General features: G+C 46.4%; 14 protein-coding genes and 2 tRNA genes. 8 read left to right on the top strand and 8 right to left on the bottom strand.

Going from position 1 to position 12,061, the window contains the following annotated elements:
* Window positions 1–52: 52 nt before the first annotated feature.
* The 4 genes from ACL2XM_RS13730 to ACL2XM_RS13715 all read left to right on the top strand — a co-directional run bounded on the left by ACL2XM_RS13730 (window position 53) and on the right by ACL2XM_RS13715 (window position 2,529).
* Window positions 53–140, top strand: a tRNA-Ser gene (locus ACL2XM_RS13730).
* A 367-nt stretch (window positions 141–507) separates the two neighbouring features.
* Window positions 508–1,431, top strand: coding sequence for a nitrogen assimilation transcriptional regulator NAC (nac, locus tag ACL2XM_RS13725; protein ID WP_410015864.1), 924 nt, complete (start codon window positions 508–510; stop codon window positions 1,429–1,431).
* Between the two features lie 224 nt (window positions 1,432–1,655).
* Entirely contained in the window at window positions 1,656–1,922 is a 267-nt protein-coding gene (locus ACL2XM_RS13720) for a sigma-S stabilization anti-adapter protein IraP (RefSeq protein WP_410015863.1), read from the top strand.
* A gap of 313 nt (window positions 1,923–2,235) precedes the next feature.
* Complete coding sequence (locus ACL2XM_RS13715) at window positions 2,236–2,529, top strand: hypothetical protein (protein WP_410015862.1); 294 nt, start codon at window positions 2,236–2,238, stop codon at window positions 2,527–2,529.
* 225 nt (window positions 2,530–2,754) lie between these two features.
* Here the strand turns inward: ACL2XM_RS13715 and ACL2XM_RS13710 are convergent, their stop codons facing one another.
* The 3 genes from ACL2XM_RS13710 to wrbA all read right to left on the bottom strand — a co-directional run bounded on the left by ACL2XM_RS13710 (window position 2,755) and on the right by wrbA (window position 4,631).
* Window positions 2,755–2,958, bottom strand: a complete 204-nt coding sequence (locus tag ACL2XM_RS13710; RefSeq protein WP_410015861.1) for an HHA domain-containing protein — start codon at window positions 2,956–2,958, stop codon at window positions 2,755–2,757.
* Window positions 2,959–3,645: 687 nt separating this feature from the next.
* The gene (locus ACL2XM_RS13705; RefSeq protein ID WP_410015860.1) at window positions 3,646–3,855 is read right to left on the bottom strand and encodes a YccJ family protein; all 210 of its coding nucleotides are present in this window, start codon (window positions 3,853–3,855) and stop codon (window positions 3,646–3,648) included.
* 176 nt (window positions 3,856–4,031) lie between these two features.
* Window positions 4,032–4,631: an NAD(P)H:quinone oxidoreductase gene (gene wrbA / locus ACL2XM_RS13700; RefSeq protein ID WP_410015859.1), complete on the bottom strand. Its 600-nt coding sequence runs from the start codon at window positions 4,629–4,631 to the stop codon at window positions 4,032–4,034.
* A gap of 502 nt (window positions 4,632–5,133) precedes the next feature.
* On the opposite strand from wrbA, the gene ACL2XM_RS13695 reads away from it, so the two are divergent.
* The gene (locus ACL2XM_RS13695) at window positions 5,134–5,307 is read left to right on the top strand and encodes a general stress protein (RefSeq protein WP_410015858.1); all 174 of its coding nucleotides are present in this window, start codon (window positions 5,134–5,136) and stop codon (window positions 5,305–5,307) included.
* A gap of 155 nt (window positions 5,308–5,462) precedes the next feature.
* Here ACL2XM_RS13695 and ACL2XM_RS13690 read toward each other — a convergent pair whose 3' ends face one another.
* Entirely contained in the window at window positions 5,463–5,720 is a 258-nt protein-coding gene (locus ACL2XM_RS13690; protein WP_410016585.1) for a DUF1883 domain-containing protein, read from the bottom strand.
* A 672-nt stretch (window positions 5,721–6,392) separates the two neighbouring features.
* On the opposite strand from ACL2XM_RS13690, the gene ACL2XM_RS13685 reads away from it, so the two are divergent.
* Together ACL2XM_RS13685 and ACL2XM_RS13680 are read left to right on the top strand one after the other, a co-directional pair.
* Window positions 6,393–7,112 carry a helix-turn-helix domain-containing protein gene (locus tag ACL2XM_RS13685; RefSeq protein WP_413730707.1) on the top strand — a complete coding sequence of 240 codons (720 nt, stop codon included), beginning with the start codon at window positions 6,393–6,395 and terminating at the stop codon, window positions 7,110–7,112.
* 167 nt (window positions 7,113–7,279) lie between these two features.
* Window positions 7,280–7,355 (top strand) — tRNA-Lys (locus ACL2XM_RS13680).
* Window positions 7,356–7,975: 620 nt separating this feature from the next.
* On the opposite strand, the gene ACL2XM_RS13675 is transcribed toward ACL2XM_RS13680, so the two are convergent.
* Both ACL2XM_RS13675 and ACL2XM_RS13670 read right to left on the bottom strand, forming a co-directional pair.
* Window positions 7,976–8,146: a KGG domain-containing protein gene (locus ACL2XM_RS13675; protein ID WP_410015856.1), complete on the bottom strand. Its 171-nt coding sequence runs from the start codon at window positions 8,144–8,146 to the stop codon at window positions 7,976–7,978.
* Window positions 8,147–8,755: 609 nt separating this feature from the next.
* Complete coding sequence (locus ACL2XM_RS13670; protein ID WP_410015855.1) at window positions 8,756–8,938, bottom strand: hypothetical protein; 183 nt, start codon at window positions 8,936–8,938, stop codon at window positions 8,756–8,758.
* A gap of 447 nt (window positions 8,939–9,385) precedes the next feature.
* On the opposite strand from ACL2XM_RS13670, the gene ACL2XM_RS13665 reads away from it, so the two are divergent.
* The gene (locus ACL2XM_RS13665) at window positions 9,386–10,417 is read left to right on the top strand and encodes a helix-turn-helix domain-containing protein (RefSeq protein WP_410015854.1); all 1,032 of its coding nucleotides are present in this window, start codon (window positions 9,386–9,388) and stop codon (window positions 10,415–10,417) included.
* Window positions 10,418–10,757: 340 nt separating this feature from the next.
* Here the strand turns inward: ACL2XM_RS13665 and ACL2XM_RS13660 are convergent, their stop codons facing one another.
* Both ACL2XM_RS13660 and ACL2XM_RS13655 read right to left on the bottom strand, forming a co-directional pair.
* Window positions 10,758–11,102, bottom strand: a complete 345-nt coding sequence (locus tag ACL2XM_RS13660) for a GlpM family protein (RefSeq protein WP_413733163.1) — start codon at window positions 11,100–11,102, stop codon at window positions 10,758–10,760.
* Window positions 11,103–11,229: 127 nt separating this feature from the next.
* Window positions 11,230–11,454: a DUF2594 family protein gene (locus tag ACL2XM_RS13655; protein WP_410015852.1), complete on the bottom strand. Its 225-nt coding sequence runs from the start codon at window positions 11,452–11,454 to the stop codon at window positions 11,230–11,232.
* Between the last annotated feature and the right edge of the window lie 607 nt (window positions 11,455–12,061).

Here is a 12,061-nt window from a genome sequence, read left to right as displayed (position 1 = left end):
TCAAAACGCGCTTTACAACAGAAACGACTCTGTTTATAGTTCGCCTCGTTGCGGAGGAGTGGCCGAGTGGTTGAAGGCACCGGTCTTGAAAACCGGCGACGCGCAAGCGTTCTAGAGTTCGAATCTCTACTCCTCCGCCATCTTTCCCTGTATTTTCCGCCCCATCCCAAACACTATCCCAATACAATACCAGGCAGTCCGGCCTCCTGCGGCGCAATACTTATTTTCCGGACTTACCATGCGTCCTTGTCCGGCGCTAGGCGTTGTTATGGTAATCAAGGGGGATGCCATGCGTCTTTATGGTGCACAGGCACGATGCAAACGGGCTGCAACCCTGCCGTCCCGTCCGGAGAAGCGCGCTAAAAGAAGACAGTGTTCGCCATAACTTATTCTTATTTAACTGTAAACTTTGCTTAATGGTTAAATTTAAGTAAAACGATATTTTTTGGTCTGCTTCTTGCATTAATTCTCTTCGTTAGTTATGGCAAAGCTGCGACGGAGGCAGAAATGAATTTAAGACGACTAAAATACTTTGTGAAAATCGTCGATATCGGTAGCCTGACACAGGCGGCGGAAGTCCTGCATATTGCACAACCCGCGCTAAGTCAACAAGTTGCCACGCTGGAAAGTGAACTCGACCAGAAATTGCTGGTGAGGACCAAACGGGGGGTAACGCCCACCGAAGCCGGCAAAATTCTTTATTCGCATGCCCGGGCTATTTTACAACAATGCGAGCTTGCGCAAAAAGCCGTCTGCAACGTTGACCAAACCTTGAATGGGCAAGTTTCCATCGGCCTGGCGCCGGGTACGTCATCTTGTCCGCTTATCATGCCTTTGTTGCAATCCGTCAGAGACCAATATCCGCAGTTAACGGTCTATCTGCATGAAAATAGCTCTACGGTGCTGAATGAAAAGGTGAGTAGCGGGCATCTGGATTTAGCTGTTCATTATGACCCGGCCATTTATTCAGGCATTAATAGCCTGCCGTTGCTAAAGGAAGATCTGTATTTGGTGGGCACCCAGGACAATCCTGGCAAAAGTATCGAATTGCACGATGTCGCCAGCCGGCAATTGTTCCTGCCATGTGATTTTTCGGCTATCCGCAAACGCGTGGATGAGGCTTTCTCCTTAAGGCGCCTGAGTGCGAAAATCATCGGTGAAATAGATTCCATCGCCACATTGACCGCAGCGGTGGCCAGCGGCATGGGCGCGGCGGTACTGCCAGAATCCACCGCCTCGGCCGTAGTGCGTTCGGCGAACGCCTGGATGTCGCGGATCGTCAGCCCTGGTTTGCCTTTACCCCTCACCTTGAACATGTCGTCGCGCTTGCCCCTTTCCCCTTCGGCTACTGTGGTCAAGAATCTGCTGACGTCCCTGGCGACTTCCGCAAAACCCGCCCAGGAAAAACAGGCATTGCTGCTGGCCAGCTAGCCTGAGTTGACCTAGGCAGCCACAACGAAACGGTCACCCGGGTATCAACGGGTGCCGTTTTTTTTTACCGGTTATCCACATCACGCGTGTCCTGGACGCTATGCTGTCCACTATCAATATTTGCTTGATATAAATTAATCTAATCAATTAATATGCTAAAAAATGCGAGCCGCTTTAAACGTTATTAAAGCGCGCTCGCACCCGATTTCATTAAAGGAACCCTAATGAACAGCTTATTGTCCCAATTGCTGATCACGCTTGCCCAAAAAGAAGCGGCGGAAAAAGAACTGCACGCCACGGTTGAATCGCTGGAAATATTAGTCGCCGCGCTGATTTCAGCCCTGGCGCCGGCTCAAAAAAAGGATGTTATCACCACGGTGGAAACAGCCCTTGACGAGATGCGGCAACGAACGGATATTGCCTACAAATCCGATCTTGATCTGCTCGGCAGCAATATCGAACGCATCACGGCCGTGGCAAAACGTCGTTGACAGCGCGCGGTTTTCAGAACCAACCGACATTCACTTTGTGTCTGGCGTTATATTTTTTTATATATAGCGCTATGGGGGCCCTCGCCCATCAGCCAGCTTGTGTTGCCGCCAGAAGCCGATAAAACAAGGGTTTTCTTCAGGGAAAAAATATTTTTCACTATTTAAAGTACTATTTTTAGAGAGATATTATAAATTGTTTTTTTGAGCGAGCATTCCTGGCCCTGACGAATATACTATTTTTAAGATTGAGATAATTATTGGGTCTTGCGAATAGGCCGCTCAGCTGTAGTTTTTCATTAGTAGGTTGATAATTATGAAGACACTAGGGTTAATCCTCGAAAATGCACTGGAAGAAATCTGCGCGGGTAAAAAATTGTTTCTCCCCGAAGCCGGTACTCAGGAAGCAATGGACGCCTTTCAGTCGATAGCCAAAGCTATCAGTTATGCGGACAGTGAAGGATTGGTGGAACATTGCCAGTTTGGCATTGCCGATTTTACGGAGCGATTAACCTTTTCCAAGGTGCTGGTGGCAGGCGGTATAACAGAGCTGGGCTATGAGTTTTTGCGCAAGCGTTACGACAGCGACCGCCAGCAGAAAGTGAGTTAATGTCGTTGCTGGTTAGGTTACCCGTTTGCAAAACCACCAGGGCCAACTGGTGCTTGGCAGCAAAGCCAGTTGCGTAAATTGTCATGTATGATCGTGGGCAGCTCAGCGAGAGGTGACTCTCAGGGCGCCACTGATATCGGGATGGCGGCGTCGTTGGCACCGCTACAATGAACCCTATAGCACCTGACGTATTAAAACGGCACTGTTAAGCGGGTGTTCTGACGCCTATCTCACGTATTGCCATACGGTTGGGGGGACCTTGTCATACAGTTTTCCCATCGTCAGCTCCGCAAGGCGGTGATCCGCCGCACCGTAGAATTCGACCAGTTCCGCTTCCGGCAGTCTATCCTTCATATGTTCGACGACTTTTTCCAGCGTTTCAACCGTATTGCAGCGCCTCAGCCTCATTAAAAAATCAACTTTACCCATAAAATTGCATTTATCCGTTAAAAAGAGATGATAATCTCAGAAAATGAATTGGTTATGATTGCCGGGATATTATCAGCATCAAAATACCCGCGCGGCGAATCGGAATAAAATACGCAGCCCGTTTACCTTCTTCCGGGCGTTAATCATCAGCGTCTGGTAAACATGCATCTTGGATCTATGTAATATAGAAACTAACCATTCATTACCGGCATAGCCGTCCCAAAGAGGGCTAGCATAACAGCTTCTTGGCAGCTTGGATAATGATCGCTATAAAAATATCCATTTTGCGAGGGATATTAAGTTTTTAAGCGGGCGTCTATTATAAGTTACATTAGATGATGCAACGGGAAAACGATATAAACCCTATAGTTAGCATGGGGATAGGGTTGAAATGTTATAAAAACCTTTCGCGGTTAATTTATTTTAATAACAGAGAGCCCACGGCTCGAGGTAAAAATAAAATAAGGTTTTAATATTTAATGTCACTTTTTTTGATTTTCTTTCAATGGCCTTTTACTAAATTAATTACTCTGTTTACCGGCGACTAACACCGGGCCAGCGTTTTCGTTATGAAGGCTAATGATGCCAAGGCCATCTGCACTCTATCGCGCCGGCATGGCAGTGCCCGGTGTGGCATCGTCTGTTTGCTCCTGTCACCGGGCAGATGTTTGCGAGGGTTATAGACCTCTAAACGTTTTTTCGTTCAACCCTTTCCTCACCCCAAAAAAGCGTGTCTTTCGAGGTTTTGGCGAAAGCGATTTCCAGCGCTTCATCACTGCCATCTTCCCAGATTTTCTGCGCCAGGGCCTCATCGTTATCAGCGACCTGGAAGATAGCTTCGGCAATTTCAAGGGACGTTTCCCGAATCTCAGCCCATGCTTGTATGTTATCCGCCATGGTTTCTCCTTAATGCGTTTTATAAGGTGGGTGGGTGCGAGGCATATACCTAGTAATGATACAACCTGAACTATAGTGCAATTACGGGCAGACCGCCTTCCTGCCCGCATGGCCTGACAAGCGGCGCCGTATTGGGGAACGGCGCTCGCGGCTGGCGCAACAAGGCGGGTCAGGGATCAGCTTTTCATTTTTAACGTAATACCGGCGACATATTCGCCCTGGTAACGGGCAATATCCAATTCCGGGGCCGAAGGCTGGCGCGATCCGTCTCCTCCCGCAAGCGTCGACGCGCCATAGGGCGTCCCTCCCCGCACCTGCGAGATATCAAACAGCTGTTTAGCGCCGTAGCCGATAGGCACCAGAATAAAGCCGTGATGGGCAAGCGTCGTCCAGGTAGAGGTAATGGTATGTTCTTGTCCGCCGCCGGTGCCGGTGGAGGTAAATACGCTGCCTATCTTGCCGTAAAGCGCTCCGGCGGCCCATAAAGCGCCGGTTTGGTCGAGAAAAGTACGCATTTGTCCGCTCATATTGCCAAAGCGGGTAGGAGTGCCAAAAATGATGGCGTCATAATCGGCCAGCTCCTGCGGCCTGGCTTCAGGGACATCCGGGCTGGATTTTCCTCCCGCCTGCGCAAACAGGTCCGGCGGCATGGTTTCAGGCACCCGTTTTACGGTGACCTCGGCGCCGCTTACCTTGCGCGCACCTTCGGCAACCGCCTGGGCCATGGTGGCGATGTGACCGTACATAGAATAATAAAGTACCAGAATCTTAGCCATATAAGTGCTTCCTTATCGGTGAGAAGATAGGGCATCAGCCTGCTGATGCCTTGATCGGTGGGATGATAGGGTATCGCCTGATCCTGCCTGATGAATCCGCCTGATTGTCTTTAACCATAATAGTTTAGCCACACTATGCAAATGAATTATAATGGATTGGTTTTGCGGTGGCTGGCCTTACGATGAAAAGGGTATTCATAAAGCCGATAAATGATAATAAATATTTCTGATTCCCAGGGGCAATAGTAATGCCTTTCGACAAAATTTATTTAGGTTCAATGCATTACATTAGCCCGTTGAAATAATAAAGTTTTTTCATCGGTGTTTTGTTTCATATTATTAATATTTTGCCTGTCGGCTGCAGGATTAGCTATACTGTTTATCAAGGCGTTGGTAATACGCTGTTTGATTTTGTGAACCAGCGTCTTAATGAAGATAATGCTTCAAGATGATTATCTTCATTATGCCCTATGATTCTCTTAACTTAACTCGGAGGTTAACAATGACCGAACATCGTGGCGGTTCAGGTAACTTTGCGGAAGATCGTGAAAGAGCATCAGAAGCAGGCAGGAAAGGAGGTCAGCACAGCGGGGGAAATTTCAAAAATGACCCGCAGCGTGCGTCCAGAGCCGGTGAAAAAGGCGGCCGCAGCAGTAATAGCGGGCGCCAGTCTTAAACCGCAATGGACATGACCACCTGTCGCCGGGGAAACCCGGCGGTTTTTTTATGCGTCAAAATTTTTTTGCGAGCAGCGGGTGCTGGTTATTATTGGGAAGCAGGCCAATTCAGGTTCGACCCCACGGTTTTTCACAGGCGAGCCGGTCGCGCGTATTATGCCGGCAGATAACTGACGGAATGCTCCGGGCTTTCGCTTTTCGCATCAATCACTACACTCCATAACCCGCTGTATGGCACGCCCAGATAGGCTGTCGCCCGGTTGCTGACCCCGGGGATATCGCTGAATCCCAGGGCGGATGGCTCGGTAGGCTGCTGATTTTCACAGAGCAAATGAATATTGCATTTCTGGGAACAATGGACAACAACCGTGTCGCCACCAAATAGTTTCAGCCGCGTGCGAATAATGGACATGGAAAAACTCCCGATCTCAATGATGAATTTTAGATAATGCAGCATTTGCGTGAAGCGCATCACTGACATAACCAACAAACCACTGACCTTATAAAATCATCGAGTGGGCATAAATTTAATGACTTTAATCAAATTTTGTTGAGTTTAAAAAAAATAGTTGAATAAAAGCGCCCGCACTTGCGACAAGAGCGCGTCGTGACGTACAAAACCTGTCAATGGGGTCGCATATGGCCTGGCACGAACCTGTCCTTTGCCCATCATAAGGCCTTATGTACCCTGAAAGGTAACTGTCATCATGTCCTGAATTTTTCTCTGGTGCCAACGCCCGGCACCGGACCGGCCCTTTCCGCCAACCCGGGGCGCTGACCGGCGCCTATTGCCTGGCGCCGGCGCCGTGTGCAGGGACATCTATGCCCGCATCTTCTGCCGGCGGGCAGATCCCGTCGTTTATGTTTACCTGCGCTTTGCACATCACCCCCTATGCCGTCAGCAAAAAACGATGGGGCGCCAGGCCAGCTAACCGGTGTGCGCCAGCGTAATGGCCAGTCATCGCGTAACAGGTCAGAACTCACCGACCAATAACGGCTTTATTATGCTTAGGTTGAACTCTGGTCAGGTAGATATAGACGTCAAAAATAGCACGCTGCGAGATAGTGAGGACTTAAAAATTTAATGGACGTTATGCATTTTATTCTTTTCAAAAAAAACGGTTCGTTACGTGTTGAAGGGGAATGCCATATTATTAAAAAAAATTATATTGTCGTGGCGGACCAGAGAATTATCACCGGTAAACAAGATAATGACGATGCAGTCTTTATCCGCTGTTACCCGGCAGACTTATTACACTTACGTCAGGACATTATTTTCGAGGAAAATTCTCTAACAGATTCTAGGTATGCAAATAAAATCTTGTATCGGTCATTCCCTATTGATAGTTTGATTATCGAAAGTACAGAAAAACTCATGCGTATGGCAAACAGTTTACCGAGCTGCTTTTTGTACCTCTATTGCCTTGGCATTGACAAATGTTATTTTTCGCACCTGTTGCGTCAATTTGTCGGCGTCAATATGAATAATACGTTACTGGACTTTTTTGAACAAAATTACCTGAAACAGTGGGCCGTGGCCAGATATGCCAGGGAGCTGGGCATTTCCCCCCCAAAATTGAACGTTGTCTTTTATCAACAATACGGGATGCCGATCAAACAGTGGTTAATGGAAAAACGGCTCAAGAAAAGCGGTGAGCTGCTTCTCAGCACCACGCTGCGCGTGGCGGATATTGCTCTGGAGTGTGGTTTTAGCAGCCATGCACATTTTTCCGCCTTATTCCGCAGGCGTTTCCAGATTTGTCCGTCGCTATTTCGTACCATGGCAAAAAAAACCGCAAAATGATCTGTCATCAACATGGCTAATAAGTAATCGCCTTTGTTAACAAGTGGTTAAGTGTGGCCATAATTCCACCAAATATAAGCTGCCAAACGCGTGTTTGCGCATTTTTGTTATAAAACACCACGAAGCGTTTGACAGGAGGGCTCAACTAGAGAATAATGCACGGCGTTGGGTCGTTAGCTCAGTTGGTAGAGCAGTTGACTCTTAATCAATTGGTCGCAGGTTCGAACCCTGCACGACCCACCAACAACCCCCTCCCTGTTGTGATCTGTATTACAATTTTAGACTCACCAAAACCCCAATATCGCCTCACGTCAATCCTGTATCCGCCAATAAAAATACCGCACATTATTTGTTTGGCTTATTATTTAAGCAGGCATAACATAATGTATGCGAATATCCTGGAAGTGTCGATATCGCTATCAGGCCAACTTTTTTAAACCCATTATGGGTTTGTGGGAGAAGGTTTTTGTCAATTTCCCAGGTTGTCGTCGTGTGAATGAATGACTGCATGCTGATTAAAATCTAATCAAAAGTCAATGTTTACCTGATGCCTGCTTCAGCTGACCGCGAGTTTCAGCAAGCGTCGTGAATAGGTAAGTATGGCCATATCACAAAGGCGTTGAATCCGGCGCTATACATGATCTGAAGGTAAAGTTTTCGTGGGTGCCAGGCTGTTAAAGGCGTGGGAGTTGCAAAGTTTAATGCCCTTTCGCAAAGTGAAAGGGCATCGGTGATTGCTCTATTTTAATTTTACAGGCATGGATAAGTCCTTAAACATTTATTAAAATAGAGAATAAATCCGGGTTATAAGAATCTTGGGCAGGAGATTGCCATAACCCGCGGTGGGCAGAGATGAGCGGCCATTATTTATGGCTGCTGGAACCGCCTTTTTTACCAGCTTCAGATGCCTTTTCAGGATTATTTTTGAAGCCACCGCCGCCGCTGCCGCTCTTCTGGCCGCCTTTTTTACCCGCTTCCGACGCTTTTTGTTTATCATCAGAGAAGTTACCGTTACTACCACGATGTTCTGCCATAATACTCACCTAAATTTATTAAAAACGATTAATAAGATTCATCTGAAGAATGGCAATAAAAATAGCGCCAAACCCAGATGATGAGTTGGTGGTATAAGTAATCCTTATCACCAGTAAATAAAGGTTAGAAGAGCTGGCGGAAAAGCGCAAATTTACATTTTGTTTGCGAATAATCTTACCATTTTTATATGGTATTGATTCCTTGTAGAAAATTTAAGTTTTGATCAATACCGCTAATAACGTTACTCCGTTGAATTTACATAGCAATATGAATTATTTTTATTGGCAAGTATTTGGCATTATGTTTTAATTCAATAATATCAAAGCGTTAACTTTAATATAATTTTAAGTAATTATCTAAATGGAAAATTATTATTTATAATAAGTACTAGGTTTAATGACATTTTCACTTAGGGAAAATACTGTCAAGCGCACGCAGGGTTGGCGCAGCGCAGCGCAGGATCAGGAATGTGCTGGATAGCATCAGAAAACTGGCAACGAGGAAAAATATCAAATTGCGGCCAATGGGCCACTAGCTGGACATAAAACCGGATGGCGGAAATAAGCGGCATCCGGTATAACGTTTAACACATACCTACAAAAAATGAATTATTTATGTTTATTTTCGTGGGATTTTTTGTTTTGTTCTCTGTCATGACCCTGCTTGGTTTGTGCGGGTTGCGCGTTGCCTGCTTCGTTGCCGGCAGACCGGTTTTCGTTCTTGCCGTTCTTTAGCTCAGCAGTGGACGCATTGTTTTTTTTGCTTGAATTTTCAACAGGTTTCTTGGACATGCTTATTCCTTAACCATAGATAACGACATTTGCCACTCTAAATGGGTTGGCCTACGAATACTGCGCCCTTCAGCGGCCGTTATTATGGATGTAGATCAATTTTTTTGTTATTGACGGGATTTCTTAGCAATGCCGACGATGTGTTTTATGCTGTGGCTCCTTGGTTCTCGTGGCGGTGGGAAGCAAACCCCAGGCAATTACAGGCTTATGTTATGAATAGTGATGCGATACCGGTCGTTACTGTCAGGCGTTCACGCTGGCCCATCCTAAAAAAGATCTCTTGCAAAATAAAAAGCTAAAGATTATAGTGTATAATAATTATACTTTTTATTATTTTATGGTTGATTTCGCATCATGTCATGCCTGTTTATGATATTAGACATATAGTATGGTTGCGTCGTAGTTTATTTTCCGGCGCAGGGTCTTTTACTCGACATAAGCATTCAGATGACTAACCACAGCAGTCGTATTATCCTCGATAAATCCCTTGCGACAGAAGGCATTACATCTAAAGTCGATCGTTGGCGCTCGGGTGTTAACGCCGCCTTGCTTGAATCCAATTTTTCGCATAGCCAGGCTGAACAGCTTACCTGGAGTGTCGAGGCTCATCATTTTGATGTGTTTATTTGCGGGCGACTGAGGTCTACTGGCCAAAGTCTCATTAATTTACCGCACAAATATGATAATTTAAATGACCATTTTATTTTGATGGTCGTGGTAGAGGGGGGTATTGAAGGCAAAGCGGGGTATGTTGATATTGAGCTTTCCCCTGGGGATATTATTTTACTCGACGTATTGCAGCCGATTAAAATGCAGATGAAAGAAGGGCGCAAGTCGAATTATGTCGATGTCCTTTACGTGGCTATCCCGCGCGCGCTGCTCTCGGAAATTGATGATTGCTGTCAACTACACGGAAAAATAATTCCCCAAAAAGATTTCCTGAGCCGCCTTATCGCCACTAATATTGCCGCCTTGATGAGCCACAGTGCTAATTTCAGCGACAGTGAGGTAAACCAGGTTGCAAGGCCTGTGATCGACTTTGTTATTTCAGCCATACGCTCTACTCACGCAATCATTCAGCCCATCATGATGGACACGAAAATACATATCATCACGCGGATTTGCGACTTTATTCAAGAGCATCTCCGTTTGCCGGCGCTCGGCGCGGAATTGATCTGTCAAAAATTCGGTTTGTCGCGCTCCTCGCTTTACCGGTTGTTTGAACCTTTTGGCGGCATTGTCGCCCATATCCGCAAAAAGAGAATCGTCGCCGCAACGCGAATGTTACTTAAACCGCAATATCGACAGTGGAAGGTGGCCGAAATCGCCTATTACTGGCAGTTTGAACCGGCCGCGTTTAACCGTCTGTTTTTCTCCGCTTATGGCCTGACGCCCAACCAGGCGCGCAAAGAGCATCACGAATTGTGGGCGCTGGAAAATATGAACGAATCGCAAGTAGTCTGGCTACGCTCACTTTGAAGGCCAAGGTTCGGCTCACTATCATCCAAGCCCTGGCGTTCGCGTTATCGCAGATTCATATCAGGGTTTGGTACTCGAACCGCAAGAACAGGTTACCAGGCTGCTGCAAGTACAATTTCCGACATTTTGCGGGCTGCCTTGTGGCACCGGATCGGAAGAGGCCCGGGGTTCAACGCAGCCAGTAAGAATCGATCCCGCCAGCGCAATCATCGCTAAAAACAATGCCTTTTTCATCGTTTACTCCTGCCATTTTTTTTGATTATAGCCTGCTTTTAATTAAATCCAGTATGGATTTCGCCATGAAATCAATACGAAAATAAGATTGATAGCGGTAAGGCGGTCAACCCGCGGCATAATAGCGTTGCCAAACGATGATCACCAGCCAGGCGGCGGCCGTCCAGCATAAGACCGCACCAAATAAGGCATAGGGCAGCCGCCAGGAACCGATAAGAAAATACAGGGAGATAAGATAGATCAGGTAGGGGATCACCGCCCAAATGCCGAACAGGATGGTGGTGCGCAGCGCATCGATGCCGCGCTCGCCGCCGACAATATAATGCGCGATAAGCGCAAAGGTGGGAAAGAGGGGAAGCAGTCCGGCAAGATAATAGTTGCGCGTTTTTGACAGCACCCCGATTAATACGACAATTGCGGCGCCCAACAAGGCTTTCAGTAATAAATTCATGGAATCACTAACGTACTTGAAGTCAGGATTGGCATTTTAGCATGGTTTACTTCAGGTCCGCTGTGGCCTATGGCGCTTACCCTGGCATCGGTTAAGAGGCACCCTGCCAGGGTATGCGCCTGAACGACTACTGCTTATAGGCGTACTTGATCTGTTTTATCGTATTGCTGAAGACATCCGCCTGCGCCGGGTCTTCCAGCTCGGTGATATATTTTTCCATCTTGATAATGACTTTGCCCGCGTCGGCTTGTCCCATGGCTTTGAGTATCAATGTCACCATGGCCTTCATGCAATTGAGCTCCTGCGCCAGAACGGCGTTATCATTGTCGGTGGAAAATTCAACATTGCCCATTGGGTCTCCTGGAATTTAATGTGGTCTCGGTCGATCCGGTTGCAGTGGCAAGGCCGTATCAACACCATTTCAGTGCCAATTATAACAGATTTGTTTTGGATATTTAACGAAACACCGGAGTATCTTCAGTGAAGAGGTTAAAAAATTTGCTCCCGCCAGGGATATAATTTACCGCGGGCAAAGCGGCATGGGCCGGCGAGGCATTCATCCGCAAGCGGCAATATGCGCTCGATAGCGTAAAATGTAAGTTCGAAAGTAATAACTAATTAATATTTTAATGAATATCTTTTCAAAAAGTATGATTTATTGATATGTAATTTTATAATTATTTTTTTTAATTCATTGTTTTTAATGTCTTTTCACTATTTTGCGCGACGGTCAACTTTTAAGCGATATAAACTGTGGACTGAATATCAATACGGAGGGCGAGGGTAGCGCCATCAAAGGATTGTGAAACAGTCAAGCGAATGTTGTTAAATTCTCTTGCCGTAGCTTAACCGATCTGTCTAAAATGAGTATCAACAGGTGGCACTGCTGAATTTTTATAGTATAAGCGGATATCTATATTCATTATTTACTTAAAAAGCAGTAATATTAAGTCATAAAT

Origin of the sequence: Sodalis sp. RH20 (genome assembly GCF_047324205.1) — a bacterium.
GTDB lineage: Bacteria > Pseudomonadota > Gammaproteobacteria > Enterobacterales > Enterobacteriaceae > Acerihabitans.
The sequence above is the reverse complement of the archived record's forward strand: the minus strand, read 5'-3'. Positions and strand labels throughout refer to the sequence as shown.

What these genes read in the sequence shown, in the direction of transcription:
- nac (WP_410015864.1), top strand. Translation starts at nt 508, where the DNA reads ATGAATTTAAGACGACTAAAATACTTTGTGAAAATCGTCGATATCGGT.
- ACL2XM_RS13720 (WP_410015863.1), top strand. Translation starts at nt 1,656, where the DNA reads ATGAACAGCTTATTGTCCCAATTGCTGATCACGCTTGCCCAAAAAGAA.
- ACL2XM_RS13715 (WP_410015862.1), top strand. Translation starts at nt 2,236, where the DNA reads ATGAAGACACTAGGGTTAATCCTCGAAAATGCACTGGAAGAAATCTGC.
- ACL2XM_RS13710 (WP_410015861.1), bottom strand. Translation starts at nt 2,958, where the DNA reads ATGGGTAAAGTTGATTTTTTAATGAGGCTGAGGCGCTGCAATACGGTT.
- ACL2XM_RS13705 (WP_410015860.1), bottom strand. Translation starts at nt 3,855, where the DNA reads ATGGCGGATAACATACAAGCATGGGCTGAGATTCGGGAAACGTCCCTT.
- wrbA (WP_410015859.1), bottom strand. Translation starts at nt 4,631, where the DNA reads ATGGCTAAGATTCTGGTACTTTATTATTCTATGTACGGTCACATCGCC.
- ACL2XM_RS13695 (WP_410015858.1), top strand. Translation starts at nt 5,134, where the DNA reads ATGACCGAACATCGTGGCGGTTCAGGTAACTTTGCGGAAGATCGTGAA.
- ACL2XM_RS13690 (WP_410016585.1), bottom strand. Translation starts at nt 5,720, where the DNA reads ATGTCCATTATTCGCACGCGGCTGAAACTATTTGGTGGCGACACGGTT.
- ACL2XM_RS13685 (WP_413730707.1), top strand. Translation starts at nt 6,393, where the DNA reads ATGGACGTTATGCATTTTATTCTTTTCAAAAAAAACGGTTCGTTACGT.
- ACL2XM_RS13675 (WP_410015856.1), bottom strand. Translation starts at nt 8,146, where the DNA reads ATGGCAGAACATCGTGGTAGTAACGGTAACTTCTCTGATGATAAACAA.
- ACL2XM_RS13670 (WP_410015855.1), bottom strand. Translation starts at nt 8,938, where the DNA reads ATGTCCAAGAAACCTGTTGAAAATTCAAGCAAAAAAAACAATGCGTCC.
- ACL2XM_RS13665 (WP_410015854.1), top strand. Translation starts at nt 9,386, where the DNA reads ATGACTAACCACAGCAGTCGTATTATCCTCGATAAATCCCTTGCGACA.
- ACL2XM_RS13660 (WP_413733163.1), bottom strand. Translation starts at nt 11,102, where the DNA reads ATGAATTTATTACTGAAAGCCTTGTTGGGCGCCGCAATTGTCGTATTA.
- ACL2XM_RS13655 (WP_410015852.1), bottom strand. Translation starts at nt 11,454, where the DNA reads ATGGGCAATGTTGAATTTTCCACCGACAATGATAACGCCGTTCTGGCG.